This window comes from Mucilaginibacter sp. BGA-UO-ETr-C110 (genome assembly GCF_059567985.1).
This window is the reverse complement of sequence record NZ_JCAQPB010000002.1, coordinates 6,512,866-6,532,015: the sequence shown is the minus strand read 5'-3', so window position 1 is coordinate 6,532,015 and position 19,150 is coordinate 6,512,866. Positions and strand designations below refer to the sequence as shown.

Annotated in this window: 17 protein-coding genes; 7 read left to right on the top strand and 10 right to left on the bottom strand. The window is 42.3% G+C overall.

All coding sequences use genetic code 11. The features are described from left to right. Window positions 1–42: 42 nt before the first annotated feature. The 6 genes from AC57BQ_RS28105 to AC57BQ_RS28080 all read left to right on the top strand — a co-directional run bounded on the left by AC57BQ_RS28105 (window position 43) and on the right by AC57BQ_RS28080 (window position 6,245). Complete coding sequence (locus AC57BQ_RS28105) at window positions 43–1,002, top strand: stage II sporulation protein M (RefSeq protein WP_496409385.1); 960 nt, start codon at window positions 43–45, stop codon at window positions 1,000–1,002. Continuing rightward, a complete protein-coding gene (locus AC57BQ_RS28100; protein WP_090471650.1) occupies window positions 992–1,894 on the top strand; it encodes a hypothetical protein in 903 nt (300 codons plus the stop codon). Before AC57BQ_RS28105 ends, AC57BQ_RS28100 begins: the two co-directional genes overlap by 11 nt. Before the next feature lie 104 nt (window positions 1,895–1,998). Continuing rightward, window positions 1,999–2,649 (top strand): DUF4129 domain-containing protein, encoded by a 651-nt coding sequence (locus AC57BQ_RS28095; RefSeq protein WP_496409384.1) that lies wholly within the window; start codon window positions 1,999–2,001, stop codon window positions 2,647–2,649. Beyond that, window positions 2,646–3,830 (top strand): DUF4350 domain-containing protein, encoded by a 1,185-nt coding sequence (locus AC57BQ_RS28090; RefSeq protein ID WP_496409383.1) that lies wholly within the window; start codon window positions 2,646–2,648, stop codon window positions 3,828–3,830. Before AC57BQ_RS28095 ends, AC57BQ_RS28090 begins: the two co-directional genes overlap by 4 nt. Then, window positions 3,820–4,797 (top strand): AAA family ATPase, encoded by a 978-nt coding sequence (locus AC57BQ_RS28085; RefSeq protein WP_090471644.1) that lies wholly within the window; start codon window positions 3,820–3,822, stop codon window positions 4,795–4,797. Before AC57BQ_RS28090 ends, AC57BQ_RS28085 begins: the two co-directional genes overlap by 11 nt. Window positions 4,798–4,898: 101 nt before the next feature. After that, a complete protein-coding gene (locus tag AC57BQ_RS28080) occupies window positions 4,899–6,245 on the top strand; it encodes a DUF58 domain-containing protein (RefSeq protein ID WP_496409382.1) in 1,347 nt (448 codons plus the stop codon). A gap of 302 nt (window positions 6,246–6,547) precedes the next feature. Here AC57BQ_RS28080 and AC57BQ_RS28075 read toward each other — a convergent pair whose 3' ends face one another. From AC57BQ_RS28075 to AC57BQ_RS28035, 9 genes are all read right to left on the bottom strand, one after another. Then, window positions 6,548–7,336, bottom strand: coding sequence for a mechanosensitive ion channel family protein (locus tag AC57BQ_RS28075; protein ID WP_090471642.1), 789 nt, complete (start codon window positions 7,334–7,336; stop codon window positions 6,548–6,550). Between the two features lie 438 nt (window positions 7,337–7,774). Beyond that, window positions 7,775–9,406: a chaperonin GroEL gene (gene groL / locus AC57BQ_RS28070; RefSeq protein WP_076375715.1), complete on the bottom strand. Its 1,632-nt coding sequence runs from the start codon at window positions 9,404–9,406 to the stop codon at window positions 7,775–7,777. A 134-nt stretch (window positions 9,407–9,540) separates the two neighbouring features. Beyond that, window positions 9,541–9,816, bottom strand: coding sequence for a co-chaperone GroES (gene groES, locus AC57BQ_RS28065; RefSeq protein ID WP_076375713.1), 276 nt, complete (start codon window positions 9,814–9,816; stop codon window positions 9,541–9,543). Between the two features lie 238 nt (window positions 9,817–10,054). After that, window positions 10,055–10,417 carry a preprotein translocase subunit SecG gene (secG, locus tag AC57BQ_RS28060; RefSeq protein ID WP_496409381.1) on the bottom strand — a complete coding sequence of 121 codons (363 nt, stop codon included), beginning with the start codon at window positions 10,415–10,417 and terminating at the stop codon, window positions 10,055–10,057. A 9-nt stretch (window positions 10,418–10,426) separates the two neighbouring features. After that, entirely contained in the window at window positions 10,427–11,851 is a 1,425-nt protein-coding gene (locus tag AC57BQ_RS28055) for a hypothetical protein (protein ID WP_496409380.1), read from the bottom strand. A gap of 21 nt (window positions 11,852–11,872) precedes the next feature. Further along, the gene (lptE, locus tag AC57BQ_RS28050) at window positions 11,873–12,400 is read right to left on the bottom strand and encodes an LPS assembly lipoprotein LptE (protein ID WP_496409379.1); all 528 of its coding nucleotides are present in this window, start codon (window positions 12,398–12,400) and stop codon (window positions 11,873–11,875) included. A gap of 5 nt (window positions 12,401–12,405) precedes the next feature. Next, window positions 12,406–13,656, bottom strand: coding sequence for a sigma-54 interaction domain-containing protein (locus tag AC57BQ_RS28045; RefSeq protein ID WP_090471632.1), 1,251 nt, complete (start codon window positions 13,654–13,656; stop codon window positions 12,406–12,408). Window positions 13,657–13,724: 68 nt separating this feature from the next. Further along, entirely contained in the window at window positions 13,725–14,090 is a 366-nt protein-coding gene (locus AC57BQ_RS28040) for a four helix bundle protein (protein ID WP_262494189.1), read from the bottom strand. A gap of 48 nt (window positions 14,091–14,138) precedes the next feature. Then, complete coding sequence (locus AC57BQ_RS28035; protein WP_496409378.1) at window positions 14,139–15,638, bottom strand: MiaB/RimO family radical SAM methylthiotransferase; 1,500 nt, start codon at window positions 15,636–15,638, stop codon at window positions 14,139–14,141. Between the two features lie 620 nt (window positions 15,639–16,258). On the opposite strand from AC57BQ_RS28035, the gene AC57BQ_RS28030 reads away from it, so the two are divergent. After that, window positions 16,259–18,061: a hypothetical protein gene (locus AC57BQ_RS28030; RefSeq protein WP_496409377.1), complete on the top strand. Its 1,803-nt coding sequence runs from the start codon at window positions 16,259–16,261 to the stop codon at window positions 18,059–18,061. Window positions 18,062–18,644: 583 nt separating this feature from the next. Here AC57BQ_RS28030 and AC57BQ_RS28025 read toward each other — a convergent pair. Further along, window positions 18,645–19,139, bottom strand: coding sequence for a hypothetical protein (locus AC57BQ_RS28025; RefSeq protein ID WP_496409376.1), 495 nt, complete (start codon window positions 19,137–19,139; stop codon window positions 18,645–18,647). Window positions 19,140–19,150: the final 11 nt, after the last annotated feature.

The window sequence follows — 19,150 nt, the reverse complement described above, 5'->3', positions numbered from 1 at the left end:
TTTGTAATTATTTTAACCAAATAATTATTTACACGGCAATTCATGCGGGAACCTCTTTTTGTAAAGCAAAACGCTCAGAAATGGACCAGCTTTGAGCAGGAACCAACCAATGATCCTGACGAGCTTGCCGATAGGTTTATCCAGATAACCGACGATCTGGCTTATGCCAAAACATTTTATCCCAAATCAAAAACTACCGCCTACCTGAACGGGCTTGCCGCCGGTTTGCATCAGTCCATTTACAAAAACAAAAGCGAAAAAAGCAACCGCTTTCTTACCTTCTGGAAGTATGAGCTACCCCTGTTGTTCAAGACCTACCAAAAGCAATTGCTTTATGCTTTTCTTTTCTTTATGGTTTTTTGTTTGATAGGGGCGCTATCGGCTAAGTACGATGAGAATTTTGTGCGCCTGATCATGGGCGATCAATATGTGGATATGACCAATGCCAACATCATGAAGGGCGACCCTTTTGGTGTGTATAAAAATGGCAGCGAGACTCTGATGTTTTTGGGCATAGCCGCTAATAACATTTATGTATCGCTGGTAACCTTTGTAAGCGGTATCATCTTTACAGTTGGCTCTGTTTATTTCCTTTTCCGTAACGGCATCATGCTTGGCTCGTTCCAGTATTATTTTTTCAGTAAAGGTTTAGGGGTAAAATCCATCCTGGTGATCTGGATACATGGCACACTGGAAATTTCAGCTATTATTATAGCGGGCGCTGCCGGCATTATTCTGGGTAACAGCCTGTTGTTTCCCAAAACTTATAAACGCATGGTATCATTAAAAAGAGGAGCTAAAGATGGCATGAAAGTGGCCATTGGTATTATCCCTATATTAATTGTCGCGGCGTTTTTTGAAGGCTTTGTAACCCGGCACACCGAAATGCCGGTATGGCTTAGCATTACTATATTAGCATCATCACTATTGTTCATTATATGGTATGTGATCATATACCCAAATAAAATTTATAAAGCAACCCAAACCCATCATGCAACCTAAAGTTGAGTTAGCCAAGATCCGCGATTTTGGCGAAATTATAAGCGACACCTTTTTATTTGTAAGGCAGAATATTAAACCGCTGCTTAAATACTTTTTTACCTTTTGCGGCATCTTCATTGCAGGTGGTCTTGTCAGTGCTGCCCTTTTCCAGTTAAAATGGACCGGCACCATGAACAGCATACGCGGAGGTTCCTTTAATACCAATGAATACCGGCCATCGCCATTCAGCTTTTTTGGGCCCGAATATTTTTTGCTGATCATTTTTGGGATGCTGAGCTTTATTGCCTTAACGGTTACTTTTTTGAGCTATATAGCACTTTATAAAGAGAAAGACAAACAGGTACCTACAACCGAGGAGATGTGGGGTTATATTAAATATTACTTCCTGCGGGTATTAGGCAGTTCTTTACTGCTTTATTTATTGCTTTTTATCGCTACGCTACTTTGCGGGATACCAGGCATCTACCTATCCCCTATTTTCGCCTTGATATTTCCGATCATGGTGATGGAGAATGCCAGCTTCGGTTATGCCTTTAACCGCAGCTTTTTTCTGATCAAAGATAACTGGTGGATGACATTTGGTTCGCTGGTAGTGATATGGATAATTTTTTATGTGGCTATCATGGTAGTTTCCATACCTACAAGTATCATTAATATGGTAAGCCTCATAGCTGTTCCGCAAAAAGGGGGTGGGGCATTATCAGTTCCTGCAGCCATTATTGGCGCGGTTTTGCAACAGCTTTGCCAGGTATTTGCCGTTTTACCGGTAACGGCGCTAGCGCTTTGCTATTTTAATTTAACCGAAAGCAAAGATGGAACCAGCTTAATGGATAAGATAAACAAACTGGGCACCAACACGCCTAATACAGATTTACCGGCCGAGGAATATTGATCATGCTGCGTTTGTTGTGTACCATCATTTTTGCACTGTTTGTTCATGCGGTCAATGCATCTGCTCCGCTTGTTAAGCCTGTTAAAGCCCCCTTAACGCTTAAGATGGATACTGCATCCGTAAGCGTGCGCCATTTGGATACCGCTGCTATTACCGCTCACAGTAAACAGCCCGAGTTTCAATACCGGGATGATATCGATACAACACCTTCGTGGTGGGACCGTTTCTGGCGTTGGTTCTGGAACTTGTTTAAGCCTATTAAATTTGGCAAACATGATATGAGCCCCTTCGTGCGGGCCTTGTTATACATTTTGCAGTATCTTTTGCTGGCAGCGGGTTTGGCAGCTGTTGTTTTCCTGGTACTGAAACTCATGGGGATCGATATGCTCGGTATTTTCAGACGCAAGTCTATGTCGGCCAATTTGCCTTTTACCGAATCATTGGAAAATATTCATGACATTAACTTTGACGATGAAATTGAAAGGGCCGTTTCCCAGCATAATTACCGTTTGGCCGTAAGGATGCTTTATTTAAAATGCTTAAAACAACTTAGCGATGCCCATTTAATCAAATGGCAGATTGATAAAACAAACAGCACCTATATTGATGAATTGACCAATGCCGATCAGCGCCGGCTTTTCAGATCACTGACCTTACAATTTGAGTACGTTTGGTATGGCGAATTTGCTATCGATGGGCAAACTTTCAAAAATATCAATACCGTATTCCAGGATTTTAACAAAGGCATAGCATGAAAGACTTTAAGATCTATATCACTATAGCCAGCCTGGCATTGATAGGTTACGTGGTGGCGCAGTACAACAAACCCAAACCAGTTAACTGGCAATCGACCCTGTATCATAAGGATAAAATCCCTTTTGGTACTTATTTGTTGTATGACAGACTAAAAGATATTTATCCCGATGCGGAGTTAAGCAAAACCAATAAATCGGCTTACAATGTTTTTCATGGCGACAGTCTGCAGCAGGGAAACTATATCATCATCGCCAAAAGCATTACGCTCAATAAATTTGATTTTGAGGCGATGGTGAAATATATTAAGGCTGGGAACTCGGTGTTCATGTCCACCTTTGAGTGGAGGGGTTTTATTGCCGACACCTTAAAAATAGAGACCCGGGCAGAGAATGCCTCCAAAAATGTATCCATCAACTTTACCAATCCGCAGTTAAAGGCACCCCGCAATTATGTATTTAAGCGCGACATTGCCAACCTGTACTTTTCTGGACTCGATACCGCTAAAGCCACTGTGGTAGGTAAAAACTATGCAGATCATTGCACCTTTTTAAGCTATAAATTTGGCAAAGGAACGCTGTACCTGTGCGCTACACCCGATGTTTTCACCAATTATAGCCTCTTAACTCCGCAGGGAGCCGATTACGCGGCTAAAGCACTATCGTATCTGCCTAAAGTCCAGAATATTTATTGGGATCAATATCAGAACGGCGACATCCCCGAAGATATATCACCATTGCGTGTGTTCTTCGGCAACCCGGCTTTGCAGTGGGCCTATTACCTAAGCCTGGGCAGCATGCTTATATTTATTTTTTACGAGATGAAACGCCGTCAGCGCGTTATCCCCGTAATTGAACCCTTGCCAAATTCCACGCTTGATTTTGTGACCGTTGTGGGCCAGGTGTATTATGAAAAACGCAATAATGCCAACATCGCCCATAAAAAGGTAATTTACCTGTTAGATCATATCAGGGAGCGTTATCGCTTGAAAACAAGCAAGCTCGATCAGGAATTTATCAATACCCTATCACAAAAAACTGGTATCGATGTTGGTTTTGCCAGCTCGCTGATCAGCGCGGTAAATTACATCAGCGTTCAGCAACAGGTAAACGATAGGGAATTGATTGAATTGAATAAATTGATAGAAAAGTTTTACAGCCAAACCGGATATAATGGAAAATGAGAATTTTGAAAACAGAACCGATCTGAGCAAACTCAGTACCGCGGTTAGTCAAATTAAATATACACTTGCCCAGATCATTGTAGGGCAGCAGGACTCTATAGATCTGCTGATAGCAGGCATCCTGGCCGACGGCCACATACTGATAGAAGGTGTACCCGGTGTGGCCAAAACGCTTACCGCCAAACTGATCGCCAAAGCTATTGATGCGCGCTACTCGCGCATCCAGTTTACGCCTGATCTGATGCCTTCGGATATATTAGGCACCTCGGTGTTTAACCCTAAAAGCACGGAGTTTGAATTTAAACAAGGTCCGGTTTTTGGTAACATCATCCTGATAGATGAAATTAACCGTGCCCCTGCCAAAACCCAATCGGCTTTGTTTGAGGTGATGGAAGAACGCCAGGTGACTATCGACGGGCATACTTACAAAATGCAGGAGCCCTTCACGGTGCTGGCCACACAAAACCCGGTAGAGCAGGAAGGCACCTATCGTTTACCAGAAGCGCAGCTTGACAGGTTTCTGTTTAAAATAGAGATCAAATACCCAACACTGGAAGAAGAGATAGCCATCATCACCCGTCAGCACCAGCAAAAAACTACCGATCAGCTCACCCACATACAACCGGTTTTATCGGCAGGTGATATTATCGCGCTTCGCCAGCAGGTGCGGTCGTTTCATGTAGAAGCCAAACTGCTGGAGTTTACGGCTAAGATCATTCACGAAACCCGTAATCATAAATCATTGTTCCTGGGTGGTTCGCCGCGCGCGTCGCTGGCCATGATCAATGCCGCCAAAGCCATTGCTGCTATCAAGGGTCGCGATTTTATTACGCCTGATGATATTATCTATGTAGCTGCCCCGGTGTTAAGGCACCGTATTATGCTTACGCCGGATAAAGAAATGGAAGGTGTAAGTCCGGATGATGTGGTAGCACAGATCATACAAAAAATTGAAGTACCGAGATAGAGAGTCAAGAATCAAGAGCCAAGAATCAAGAAAAAAGCATATGGATGATTTCCTGTCTTGGTTCTTGACTCTTGATTCCTGATTCTTATTAACAGTTCATAGTGAAAAAAATAATCAGCCTCTTTTATAGAAACCTTTTTTTAACAAACCGCCTGTTTGCAGCTTTAACCTGCAGCGTGGTGTTGTTTTTGTTATCGTTCTTTTTTCCATGGCTGGGTCTTATCCCTACGCTGGCATTTTGGGTGCTGATCATATTATTTTTGATGGATGTGCTACTGTTGTACCGCACATCAAACGGGGTATTTGCCAAACGACATGCTCCCGAACGCCTGAGCAACAGTGATAATAACGACCTGGGTGTATATATCGAAAACTGGTATAGTTTCCCCATCAGCATTGGTATTATTGACGAGATCCCGGTGCAGTTTCAAAAGCGCGACATCTGGTTTAAAACCAATCTGAAACCGCGCGAAAAAAAACTCATCAACTATGTATTGCGGCCAACCCGCCGTGGCGAGTATGAATTTGGCGATATCCGGGTATACGTTAAATCGCCTTTAGGCTTTATCAGGCGGCGATATAATTTTGAGCAGGCCGAAACCTTACCAGTATACCCGTCCTTCCTACAGATGCGCAAATACGAGCTGATGGCCATATCTAACCGGTTAACAGACATCGGTATCAAAAAAATTCGTCGTATTGGGCACAGTATGGAATTTGAGCAGGTAAAAAATTATGTTCAGGGTGATGATTACCGCACCATTAACTGGAAAGCCACCGCGCGGCAGGGCAACCTGATGGTGAACTCCTATACCGACGAAAAATCGCAGCATGTGTACTGCGTTATCGATAAATCAAGGGCCATGAAAATGCCTTTTGAGGGCTTGAGTCTTTTGGATTATGCCATTAACGCCAGCCTGGTATTATCAAACGTGGCGCTGTTAAAAGAGGATAAAGCCGGGCTCATCACTGTATCCGAAAAACTGGGAGCCGTAATTCCTGCCGAAAGACGCCCTGCACACCTCAACAAGATACTGGAAGCTTTATACAAAGAAAAAACACGCTACCTGGAGACCAATATGGAGCTGCTGTTTGCCACCGTACGCAAGGTGATCAAACAGCGCAGCCTGGTGGTATTTTTTACTAATTACGAAAGCCTGAACGCCCTGCATAGGCAATTGCCATTTTTAAAAAGGATAGCCAAATATCACTTGCTGCTGGTTGTATTTTTTGAAAATACCGAACTCAAAAAACTGAGCGAGCAACCCGCTGCCGATGTAGAAGGCATCTACATTAAAACCATAGCCGAAAAATTTGCCTACGATAAAAAGCTTATTGTAAAAGAGCTGGCTAAACATGGTATTCAATCTATTTTAAGCGCCCCCCAAAACCTCACTATCAATACCATTAACCGGTATTTGGAAATTAAGGCAAAGCAGAAAATTTAGAGGGAGAAGAGAATCAAGAAGTAAGAGTCAAGAATCAAGACATAAGGCTGTCATGTTGAGCCTGTCGAAGCATGGTGGACAGGCCTCTACGCACGATCCTTCGACAGGCTCAGGATGACAGGCCATTTTAAAATTTCAACACGTCATTGCGAGGTACGAAGCAATCTCTATGCTATACAGAGCGGACTTTTCTGATCGACCTGCTTGTGTAGAGATTGCTTCGTACCTCGCAATGACGCGGTGGAGATGTAGGCGATAATCAAGCATCTTGATTCTTGATTCTAATCTCTTGCCTCTGCAAACTATCCTGCTTTCGGGAAAGTAACGCCTGCGGCGCCCAGGTCTTTGATGATCTTTTCCTGCAGGGTCCATTTGGCAGTTAAAAAATTGCCTGGCTGAACCCACACATTGATCACATACCTGATGGAATCGATCTCCAGGCTGTTGATGCCTACTTTTGAAACGGGTGTTTTGAGCAAGTTGGGTGTAGTACTTATTGCGTTCTCGATGATTCCCCTTACTTTTTCAACATCGTTGGCATAGCCTACTTTTACCTCAAAGTCAAGGCGGCGTTTGCCTTCGCGGGTTACGTTGATAATAACCTCGTTAAACAGCTTACCATTAGGGATAATAACCGTTTTGTTATCGGCAGTGAGTAAAACCGTGTAGAACATCTGTATAGAGGTTACCACGCCATCCTGTCCCTGCGCTATTATACTATCATTCAGTTCGAATGGTTTTAGTAACAGTATCAGTACACCACCCGCAAAGTTTTGAAATGTTCCGGACAACGCCAAACCGGCGGCCACACTGAAGGCGCCGATAATGGTGGTGAAAATGGTCATTTCCCAACCAATAATATTCATTACCCAAATTACCAGCAGCACATAAAGCGCGGTAATGGTAAGGCTCAGAAAAAAGGGTTGTAATGAGGAGTGGATCCCTCGCCTGATCATCCGGTTGCGCATCCGTGTGCGGATAAGCTTGATGACCCAAAGACCAATAAAAAATATGATGATCCCACCTACATAATTTGGCCCGCGGGTAATAAGCCAATGATGAAACTCCTGATAAAATTCTTCTACTTTCATAATCTGAAAGCAAAGGTAAAAATTAATTATTTACCGTAAATAGTAACAAACAGCTCAGGGCCTTTGATCAGCACCCAATCTACTATGGTACTGCGCACTAATTTTGTTGTTTGAACTATTTTTTTCATGATTACTTTGTGATACACAAATCCTATGCCCGGGAGTACAAGTTTCAGATTTGTTACGCAAAAATACGGAAGCAGGATCAAGTAAATGTTAAAAATTAATCAAATGATTAACTCGTGACCATCCGTTTACTTTTTTATGACCGTAAAGGGTGTAAAAAACAAAACGCCTGTATGCAAAAGCATACAGGCGTTTTGTTTGATGTGCAGATATGCGGATTTTAAATGTGCAGATGACCATATATTAATCATTTGCACATCTGCACATTTAAAATCTGCACATCTGACACCCCCTTCAGGGGGGCTGGGGGGCTTACATCATGCCGCCCATGCCGCCGCCACCCATTGGTGGGCCAGCTGGAGCATCTTCAGGATCATCAGCCAATACAACTTCTGTTGTTAACAACATAGCTGCAATTGAAGCTGCATTCTCTAAAGCTACACGACCAACTTTAGTTGGGTCGATAACACCTGCAGCAATCAGGTTTTCATATTTGTCGGTACGTGCGTTGTAACCAAAATCGCCAGTGCCTTCTTTAACTTTTTGCACAACGATAGAACCTTCGATACCAGCGTTTTCACAGATCTGACGTAAAGGCTCTTCGATAGCACGACGGATGATCTGGATACCAGTGTTCTCATCTTCGTTCTCGCCTTTAAGATCAGCTAAAGCAGCTACCGCGCGGATGAAGGCAACGCCACCACCTGCAACAATACCTTCTTCAACAGCCGCACGGGTTGCGTGTAAAGCATCATCAACACGGTCTTTTTTCTCTTTCATTTCTACTTCTGTAGCAGCACCTACGTACAATACAGCAACACCACCAGATAATTTGGCTAAACGTTCCTGTAATTTTTCGCGGTCATAATCAGATGTAGTTGATTCGATCTGAGATTTGATCTGGCTTACACGGCCTTTGATCTCATCGGCAGAACCAGCACCGTTGATGATAGTAGTATTATCTTTGTCGATAACGATTTTCTCAGCAGTACCTAAGTAAGTAAGGTCGGCATTTTCTAATTTGTAACCTCTTTCTTCAGAAATTAAAGTACCACCAGTCAGGATAGCGATATCCTCTAACATAGCTTTACGACGATCGCCAAAACCTGGAGCTTTAACAGCAGCCACTTTCAGTGAGCCACGGATCTTGTTAACTACCAAAGTAGCCAAAGCCTCGCCATCAAGATCTTCAGCGATGATCAACAATGGTTTGCCGGTTTGTACTTGCTTCTCCAAAATTGGAAGTAATTCTTTCATCGAAGAGATCTTTTTATCATAGATCAGGATGTAAGGATTTTCCAATTCAACTTCCATTTTGTCGGCATTGGTAACAAAGTAAGGAGAAAGGTAACCACGGTCAAACTGCATACCTTCTACAGTTCTAACTTCGGTTTCAGTACCTTTAGCTTCTTCAACAGTAATTACACCGTCTTTACCAACTTTAGCCATAGCTTCAGCGATCAATGAACCGATAACCTCGTCATTGTTAGCAGAGATAGAAGCTACTTGTTTAATTTTGTTATTGTCTTCGCCTACAGTTTGTGATTGAGCTTTTAAGTTCTCCACAACAACTATTACAGCTTTGTCGATACCGCGTTTCAGATCCATTGGGTTAGCGCCGGCTGCAACGTTTTTAATACCTGCAGTAACGATAGCCTGAGCTAAAACGGTAGCAGTAGTAGTACCATCACCAGCAATATCAGCAGTTTTTGAAGCTACTTCTTTTACCATTTGGGCACCCATGTTTTCTAAAGCATCTTTCAGTTCGATCTCTTTAGCTACAGTTACACCATCCTTAGTGATAGCTGGTGAACCGAATTTCTTATCAATAATTACGTTACGACCTTTAGGACCTAATGTTACTTTAACTGCATTAGCTAAAATATCAACACCGCGTTTCAGGGCGTCGCGTGCTTCAACATTGTATTTAACTTGTTTTGCCATTTTTTTGAGTTATTGAATTATTGAGTTAGTGATTTTAACCTCACTGTTCAATAATTAATTTTTGATTGAGTTTTAAATTCCGGATGATTATAGATGTAGGTAAATAAAAAATCACTAATTCACCCATTCACTAATTAAAGAACCGCGTAAATATCAGATTCGCGCATGATCAGATACTCTTTACCTTCATAAGTAATTTCGGTACCTGCGTATTTTCCATATAAAACCTGGTCACCAACTTTTACGGTTAAAGGCTCATCTACTTTACCATCGCCTACTGCAACGATAGTTCCACGCTGAGGTTTTTCTTTAGCGGTATCCGGGATAATAATTCCCGAAGCGGTCTTCTCTTCGGCAGCTGCAGCTTCCACCACAACTCTGTCGCCGATTGGTTTAATGTTTAATGACATAGTTATCTCTGTTTATTTTATTTAAGTTTTCGAGTCCAATTCCTCATCAATTATGCCAAGCAAACACAATGGTCAATATTGACAGGTTAAACTGTTGTAATGTCAGCTAAAGGTTATTTTATTTTTGATGCTTAACAAAAATTTAACGCATCAGTGCCATCATGTCAGTACAGTTTATATTCACAAAAAAAGGCTTTGGAGATTCCCAAAGCCTTTTTTATTCTTTTAACCGCTGTGATTATTTAGCCGGTTTTGTTTCTGGTTTAGCCGGTGCAGGTGTTGAAGGTAGGCTCAACGGTGCACTTGCAGGCGCAGTTGGTTTTGAAGCTTTTTCAAGTTGCTCGCGCGATACAGATCCGCTGCTGCTTGTTGAAGCGCCACCTTTTACAGCTACGTTAATTGCTAATGATAAAACCATTACGCTAATGGCCAGTACCCAGGTACCTTTTTCTAAAAAATCGCCTGTTTTTTGCACACCCATTAATTGTGATGAGCTGGAGAAATTTGATGATAAACCACCACCTTTAGGGTTTTGGATCAGCACAATAAGGCCTAAAAGGATGCAAATGATAATGGTAATGATAATTAAAACTAAATACATTTCTTTATATTAATTGGTTTTCTTTTCTAACTGTTCAATTTGGGTGGCAAAGTAACGGCTTTTTTCCGGGAATTTCAACATCAATTTTTTATAAGTAGCTATTGCTTTGTGGTAAAGCATTTGGTCGGCATATATCTGTGCAAGCGTTTCACTTACCAGGTCGTTCCGGTCCTCTGAGCTCTTTTTGGCTTTGTTCTCATTGTCCAGTTTATCCATAGCGGGTGGCCGTATCTGCGGTTCCTCCTGTATAAAGCGTTCAATGATCACGTCTTCTTTCCGTTTTACTTCGGGCCCATCAGGCTGAGGTGTTTTTTCCAACTCCTCTAATGACCGTACATGGAAAATATTTTCAACATACTGCTGCTGCAAAGCATCAGCGCCGGGTTCTTTTACGCTATTGGTCTGCTGTATCCGGGCTGGTTGTGCCTGGACAGGCTCAGGGCTGGAGTAAGGCTGATAAGTCGCTGCATACTCTTTACGGGTTTTATCCAACCACCACATAAAGGTATAAGGCATCTTCTCGTCATTGTATTTGGATACATCCTGACTTTCGGTATCTGCCGGAATGCTGCCATTCGCATGACTTAACGCTTCAGATACAAACGGTGCAGCTTCCTCTTTTTTTACTTCTTCCTGATGTCTTTGGTCGGCGATGGATTTATCAAACATAAAGTAATCGCTGCCTGCTATGCTGCCTATCACCCAGTCTTCTGATATCGCATCCGGTTCGGGCTCGCTTACCTTTGTTTTTTCATCGGCAGTAGCGGGCGCCTGGGCTTTTTCATGTTCCTGATCAGCAATATGGATATGTTCAATACCTAATATCTCATCATATACCTCGTCTTCAATGCCACCTGGCGGAGGTATAATAGCTTTAGCTGGATCATCAATCCCCCTTATCTCGTCGTATATCTCGTCATCAATCTCTCCATGAGGCTGCGAAACAGGAGCTACAGGTTCAGTTGCCGCAGGTTGTTCATGTACATGATCTTCATCAGCCTCGGCAGGGGTCCTGTTTTTATTTACAAAGGCATCTTCAGGATGAAGTTCCGCTGCAACGGGTTCATGTGTTATCGTATTTTCAAATACCTGCCCGCTGTTAAAATAGTTTTCGCCTGTATGAGTAAAGCTTTCGCTGCTTTGCTGGTTACCGGTATCTGCGGGGTTCCCGGCAATTTGCGCCGGTGATACTACGGCCAGGCTATCAACCTCGTGCGTAAGTTTATATAAAAGCGGCGGATTAAAATAAGCGGCGGCCTGCTTCAAGTCGTTACCATTGCCGGCACGGGCAAGCATGGCGCGCAGTAAGCCGCTTTGCGGAAATTCATTAACCAACTGCTGCAAATTATAGCTGTGCTGCTGCCCGGTATTAGCCGGATTAGCCAACAATTCCAATAATATTCCGTTCTGCCTGTTATTCAAGTCTTGATCCACGTGGTTGAAAGTACGAATTGCCTACCAATTAGAAAAGGCTTTGTTAAAAATATCTTCTGTTATCTTATCAGTTATCGTTTTTATCAGGTTTTGCTCTTGCGCTCCTATATCTCCTTTATAATCCTGATAATTGGTAAATGTTTCTTCAAAGTTAAGCTTTTTATCGGCTGGAGTCTTTGCTGTATTGTAAACAAATTTAACTCTTACAGTAATCGTCAACCTGTTCGCATCGGCAATCGGCGCTACGTTATTGGCTACCGCCTGGATAGAAACCGGTGCAATGGTATACCCTATAATACTGCCCGACAAAGTAGCATCCGCTTCGGCATTACGGGAAATACTTAACCGGCTTTGGTTACGTATCCTGGTTTTTAAGCCTTCGGTAAAATTTTGACTCAGGTTGGCTACCACCAAAGGCGCGTTATTTTCAAAAAACTGCACATCAAGGGTCTTCATATCCGTCGGGATAGAAACATTTTTGAGCGTATAGCACGATGACAGGAATAAGCTTAATGAACAAACAGCAATAACCCCAAAAAATCTTTTCATTTAGCTTATAAGTTTAATTCTTTTATTTTCCGGTACAGGGTACGTTCTGATATACCCAGTTCATTAGCCGCCAGCTTACGCTTGCCTTTGTGTTTCTTTAACGCTTTACGTATCAGGTCCGATTCTTTTTCAATCAGTGATAAAGATTCTTCCACCTCCTCGGCATCATGCGTTATATTATAGGCATCAACGTTATTATTGCTGTTGTTATTTACCGTATTAACGGGTTGTTGCAAAGTAAATTGCGCTTCGGGGTTTCCGGGCAGCTCAATATCACGGTACAGCTGATTGATGGTTTGCGAATGATTGCTGTAATTGGCCGCCACTCCCCCATGTTCAATAATATCCGCTACCAGTTTTTTCAGCTCCACCATATCGCGTTTCATATCAAACAGCACTTTATATAGGATATCCCTTTCAGAAAAATCCTCTTTGGGCTGATTATCCAAACGCATAGGTAAATTGCGGTTGCTGGTTTCATGTGGGATGTAAGTAAGCAGCGTTTGCGCGGTAATGATACGGTCGCGCTCCAATACAGCCAATTGTTCGGCCATGTTTTTAAGCTGCCTTACGTTACCCGGCCATGAATAATTAATCAATACCTGCTGGGCCTCTTCATCCAACTGAATGGGTGGCGTACGGTATTTGTCGGTAAAATCTGATGTAAATTTCCTAAAAAGCAGGTACACATCTTCCTTCCTGTCGCGAAGTGGTGGGATCCTTAGCGGAACGGTATTTAAACGATAATAAAGATCTTCCCTGAACTTACCATTCTTTACGGCTTCGTATACATCAACATTGGTAGCCGCTATAACGCGCACGTTCGTTTTTTCTACTTTAGACGAACCCACCTTAATGTACTGTCCCGATTCCAGCACGCGCAGCAAACGGGCCTGTGTGCCCAAAGGCATTTCGGCAATCTCATCCAAAAAGATGGTACCACCGTTCACGGTTTCAAAATAGCCTTTACGTTCGCCAACAGCGCCGGTATAAGCGCCTTTTTCGTGACCGAATAATTCTGAATCGATAGTACCTTCTGGTATAGCCCCGCAGTTTACCGCGATAAATGGCCCATGCTTACGCGGGCTCATCTGGTGTATAATGTGCGAAAACACTTCCTTACCACTCCCGCTTTCGCCGGTTATCAGTACCGAAATATCTGTAGGCGATACCTGGTTAGCAATATTTATAGCCCGGTTAAGCAATGGCGAATTGCCAATGATACCAAAGCGTTGTTTTATTTCTTGTACTTCCATAAAGAGATTCAAGAATCAGGATATCAAGAACCAAGACAAAAGTTTCAGTATTGAATCCTAATTCGGTTTTAATCATTACTTTTCAAAATATATTCTCTGAAATTGAATATCATCTTTTGAATTTCAATAACTAATTCTAAACATTCTTTTAATTTATCCTCAGAACCATAAGCTCTGCGTTCACATATCAATAATTGTGTTTCTACTTCAAACGCCGATGAAAGCGATGTAGTTAAAAACTCGGCAAAGTGAACCTTTGTTCTTTTTCCAGACCCTTCAGCTATATTTGAAGGGATCGAACACGAACATCTGTTAAGTTGATCAATCAGGTTGAAGCGTTCATCGATTGGTAATCCCTTACAAAATTCATAAGTTAAATCGGTTAGGTCCATTGACCTTTGCCAAATTTTCAAACTTTTAAAATTGTGCTTCACCAATCTTTAAGCTTCCTTTCTTGTCTCTTGATTCTTGATTTCCTGCCTCTATTCCTCCACTACCACTTTTCCTATCAACGTAGCCGATGTTGTTTTTTCGACCAATACATTTACGTATTCGCCAGGTTTGTAGTTGTCACCAACCGGGAATATCACCATGGCGTTTTGATCGCTGCGGCCGCAATAGTCTTTGTCTGATTTTTTGGAGTAACCCTCTATCAGTACTTTTTCTACCTTGCCTATACGAGCCTGCATCCGGTAAAACGAATATTCCTGCTGCTTGGCTACAATTTGAGCCAGGCGTTTTTGTTTTATTTCTTCCGGGATGTCATCAGCATAACGTTTCGCCGCCAAAGTACCGGGGCGTTCGCTGTACTTAAACATATAGGCAAAATCATATTTAACGTAATCCATCATGGTTACGGTATCATGATGCTCCTCGTCGGTTTCGGTACAAAAACCGGTGATCACATCTGTTGATACAGCGCAATTTGGTATAATACGGCGGATAGCATCGATACGGTTGATGTACCATTCCCTATCATAAGTGCGGTTCATCATGTCCAGTATGCGGCTATTGCCCGATTGTACCGGCAGATGTATATAGTTACAAATGTTTTCGTATTTATTGATGGTGTGTAACACATCATCCGTAATATCCTTAGGGTGTGAGGTCGAAAACCGAACCCGCAGATCAGGATTGATAAAAGCTACCAACTCCAATAAATTAGCAAAATTGGTAGTGGCCTCACCTAAATCCTCTCCAAAGGAGAGGACTTCCTTTGCATCCGGCTCATCAGAACCCTCTCCTTTGGAGAGGGCAGGGTGAGGCTGTTTCCATTTATACGAATCCACGTTCTGCCCCAGCAAAGTAACCTCGCGGTAACCTTTGTTGAACAGATCGGTACATTCGGCTATGATCGATTTTGGATCACGGCTGCGTTCACGGCCACGGGTAAAAGGCACCACGCAAAATGAGCACATATTATCGCAGCCACGCATAATAGATACAAAGGCGTTGATGCCATTGCTGTTTAAACGCACCGGACTGATATCGGCATAAGTTTCCTCGCGCGATAGCAGCACGTTCACCGCTTTCTGGCCACTATCTACCTGGTCAATCAGTTCGGGCAGGTTGCGGTATGCATCCGGACCAACCACTACGTCAACCAGTTTTTCTTCTTCTAAAAATTTCGATTTCAGGCGTTCGGCCATACAGCCCAGTACACCTACCACCAGGCCGGGGTTCCTTACTTTGGCTACCGTAAATTCTTTTAGGCGGTTACGCACCCTTTGCTCGGCGTTTTCGCGAATGGAGCAGGTATTTATAAAAATAACATCGGCAAGGTTATGATCAGAAGTGGTTTCAAAACCCTGCTCGGCTAAAATTGATGCAACTATCTCACTGTCCGAAAAGTTCATGGCACAGCCGTAGCTTTCAATATAAAGCTTACGACCATTGTTTTTACCGACTACAGGTTCTAAAACCAGAGCTTCGCCCTGCCTGCTTTCGTCATGTGTTTTATCCGGAATTACCAAATCCATCATGTATTGTAAAAATTAGTCTGCAAAAATACATAAAATTTAAATACCCAAATGACATATTGGCAGTATTTATAGGAAAATTGACTTTTTCTTGTAATGAGTTTAAAAAATAGACAGCAGCTTATTTTCCAAAGCGTCATTGCGAGGTACGATGCAATCTCTATGCTGTACAGAGCGAATATGAATAGTTAACCTGCTTACGTAGAGATTGCTTCGTACCTCGCAATGACGCATGAAGAGGAGAGTCTTCCCCACCCCCTTTCCGCCGCAGGCAAGGAGAGGGTGGTCGAGCGAAGTGTAGACCGGGTGAGTTGATTCGTTACTGAAGATAATAATCCAAACAATAAACACGTTTTTAGCCCAGGACCAATTGACCTGCCGCGCGATCCCGAAAGCTCCATTTTTGATGATTTTAATATATGAACCCTACCTCGACTTAAGCCAAACGCAGATTTTATAAAAAAACACAATTAAGCGTTAAAGCTGTTGCAAATTGGATAACTTATCAGATAAGTTTAATAAATTTAAGCCTGACAGTACGCAGGCACGCAGAATAAAAAAGTAGAAGCTGCTAAAACAGGATAAACAAAATAATACACCCCTAAGAGAAAGCAAACCGGTAAATGGAGTTTAAGTTTTTAAAGCACAAGTGGCAAAAAATAGTATTTAAGTTTGTGCTGATACCGGTAATCATTATTTTTCTGCTGGCCTTGGTTGTTAACCGGTATTGGTCGCCTATTTTGGCCAACAAGGTTCATGACGTGGTATTAACCAGCAGCGACAGCCTGTATAAGATTGATTTTACAGATGCCGAATTGCATGTGCTGGAAGGCAAGATAACGCTTTACAATATTACCCTGAAACCCGACACCGCTGTTTACAATCAAAAAAAGAAACAACATCTGGCGCCTAATAACCTGGTGGAGCTACATGTAAAACGCCTCATTCTGTTGCATGTACATCCGCTTAGCCTGTATTTCAGGCATAAGCTCAATATAGGGCGGGTAATATTAAATGAGCCCGAAGTAAATATCAGCTACCAGCTTAACCATACCAAGGATACGGTTTTAAAAGACCACCGCACGGCCTGGCAAAAGATCTCCAAAAGTTTAAAATCCATCCATATCGGGCAAATATTGCTTAATGATGTCAAGTTTAAATATCACGACTACTCGGGCAACAAAGTGGCTATTTCTGAACTGAAGGAAATGAACCTTACCGCTAACGATCTGCTCATTGATTCGGCCACACAAACAGACCGCTCGCGCCTGCTTTATTGCAAGGATGTGATAACCGAGCTAAACAATTATACCGGCAAAACAAGCAGTGGCTTGTATACCTATAAGATCAAATACCTCAAGCTGTCTACCCTCAAATCGCAGTTAAATGTAGAGGGGCTGCAACTTTCACCAGCCAAAACAGATGTGTTTTTTAATAAAAGTAACAGCGATCGCTTCGGTATAAATATCGATAGCCTGCAACTCAATGATTTTGATTTTTTAAGTTATCACAAATACCGGCGGGTAACAGCGTCAAACCTGGTTCTGAACCGGGGTAGCATCAGGGTGTTCAACAATCCTAATAAAACAAAAGCCAGCACCATTGATAAAGTAAATACTTTCCCCAATGTGATGATACACCAGATTGGTACCGATCTGAATATCGACACCCTGCGTGTACGTCATATCAATGTGGAATATTCAGAGTTTAATCATAAATCAAACAAAACCGGTACCATCACTTTTAATAATACCAGCGGTCATTTTTATAATATTACTACCAACAAGGCTACGCTGGCCAAAAATAATATCACTAACGTTGAGCTTACCACCTATTTCATGAACCGTGGTAAATTGAATGTGCAGTTTGCCTTCAACTTAACCGATAAAGACGCGGCCTTTACCTATAAAGGCACCCTGGGACCCATGAGTTTGCAGGCGCTAAACCCGGCGGTAATGCCGCTGGCTATGGTGAAGGCCACCGCGGGATCGATCAAAGAATTGAGCTTTGACATTCAGGCCAATGCCAATGTATTTAAGGGTCATGTTGGTTTTTTATACAACGATCTGAAGATAAATATATTCCAGGCCGACACCGCTAATGACCGGCTGAAAAAACGGTCTATGATGTCGATGTTTGCCAACCTGTTCGTGATCAAGCATGACAACCCGGACAAAGCAGGCGAAACGCCCAGATCGGCCAATGTTATTTTGCTGCGCCCTAAAGATTCCCCTTTTTTTAAAACCATGTGGAAAGCCCTGTTGGAAGGTATAAAACCTTGCGTAGGTGTTGATGCCAAAAAGCAACAGGAAACCAAAGCCCGGATTGAGGAGCATCAAAAGAACAAACTCGAACACAAGGCCAGAAAAGAAGCCCGCAAAAAACGCAAAGCCGAAAAAAAGCGCCAGAAGGAGTTGAATAAATAAATTGCCTGAGAGGACACAGGCAATCGAAAAGAAAAATATACCATTGCTGTAAGGGTCAGATAATTCAATAAGTCATCCTGAACTTGTTTCAGTATCCCACAGGACAGGTTAGCCATCATGTTGTACACCCTGCTTATGGGATGCCGAAACAAGTTCGGTATGACTGGATTTTATAGATTAATAGAAAAGGGAGGTCATTCTGAACTTGTTTCAGGATCCCTCAGGACAGGTTAGCCATCATGTTATACTCCCTTGCTTATGGGATGCCGAAACAAGTTCGGCATGACGTTAGTTATTCCCCCTAAATTTTCGTATCTTTATATTAACAACAGCCCGACTTCCTTTTTTAAGGAAGCCGGGCTGTTTAGTTAAAGACAAAACAGAGCCGAAAATAGACCACATTACACACACATTACTGATTATCAATAATTTAATACTTTTTAAAGCTTTCAAAACACATCAAAACCGTGTTAAAATTTGTTAAAAAGTGTTAAAATGGGTGTTTTTCGAGCGTTTTTAGGCTGTTTTCACCTCGGTTTTGAGCAGAAAAGTGTTAAAATTTAAGGTTTAAAAAGTTTTGGGATCAGTTATAGGAAAATTTAATTCCTTTTTCTTTTACCATTTCTTTAAAACCAACGGCGGCCTCGCGCGATTCAAAACCATCTTTGGGCAGATAGTAAAAAGTCCGGTTCTGATTAAACATCATGAAGTATTTTTCCCGCTCCATCAGCGTACCTACATATTGCCAGGTGCAAACGTGAGTGAACGAATCGCCGGAGAGTTCAATTTTATCCAGGTTAAGTTTATAATGCACCTCTTCTTTAAGGTAAGGGGTCTTTTGTATTTGTATTTTACAAGCCCTGTACATCGCCCAGATACTAAAAATATATAAGGCGCCAAAAATGCTTATTAACCAAAGTTCGTCACTCCATAAAACCGGCGGCTCCAAAAAAAAGGTGATTTGCACAGCTACAAATGGGATCAGGAGTATAATCGCACGCTTTTTCAAATATATCCTTAAACAGATATAATAGTAGGTTTTCAGATCTATTGAACTTGTAACTTTAAAATCTTCCATGGTACTCTTAT

Bases quoted from the DNA above. Each gene is read 5' to 3' on its own strand.
- AC57BQ_RS28095 (WP_496409384.1), top strand. From the start codon at position 1,999: ATGGATACTGCATCCGTAAGCGTGCGCCATTTGGATACCGCTGCTATT.
- AC57BQ_RS28100 (WP_090471650.1), top strand. From the start codon at position 992: ATGCAACCTAAAGTTGAGTTAGCCAAGATCCGCGATTTTGGCGAAATT.
- AC57BQ_RS28085 (WP_090471644.1), top strand. From the start codon at position 3,820: ATGGAAAATGAGAATTTTGAAAACAGAACCGATCTGAGCAAACTCAGT.
- AC57BQ_RS28035 (WP_496409378.1), bottom strand. From the start codon at position 15,638: ATGATGGATTTGGTAATTCCGGATAAAACACATGACGAAAGCAGGCAG.
- AC57BQ_RS28105 (WP_496409385.1), top strand. From the start codon at position 43: ATGCGGGAACCTCTTTTTGTAAAGCAAAACGCTCAGAAATGGACCAGC.
- AC57BQ_RS28030 (WP_496409377.1), top strand. From the start codon at position 16,259: ATGGAGTTTAAGTTTTTAAAGCACAAGTGGCAAAAAATAGTATTTAAG.
- lptE (WP_496409379.1), bottom strand. From the start codon at position 12,400: ATGAAAAGATTTTTTGGGGTTATTGCTGTTTGTTCATTAAGCTTATTC.
- AC57BQ_RS28075 (WP_090471642.1), bottom strand. From the start codon at position 7,336: ATGAAAGTAGAAGAATTTTATCAGGAGTTTCATCATTGGCTTATTACC.
- AC57BQ_RS28090 (WP_496409383.1), top strand. From the start codon at position 2,646: ATGAAAGACTTTAAGATCTATATCACTATAGCCAGCCTGGCATTGATA.
- AC57BQ_RS28025 (WP_496409376.1), bottom strand. From the start codon at position 19,139: ATGGAAGATTTTAAAGTTACAAGTTCAATAGATCTGAAAACCTACTAT.
- groES (WP_076375713.1), bottom strand. From the start codon at position 9,816: ATGTCATTAAACATTAAACCAATCGGCGACAGAGTTGTGGTGGAAGCT.
- groL (WP_076375715.1), bottom strand. From the start codon at position 9,406: ATGGCAAAACAAGTTAAATACAATGTTGAAGCACGCGACGCCCTGAAA.
- secG (WP_496409381.1), bottom strand. From the start codon at position 10,417: ATGTATTTAGTTTTAATTATCATTACCATTATCATTTGCATCCTTTTA.
- AC57BQ_RS28045 (WP_090471632.1), bottom strand. From the start codon at position 13,656: ATGGAAGTACAAGAAATAAAACAACGCTTTGGTATCATTGGCAATTCG.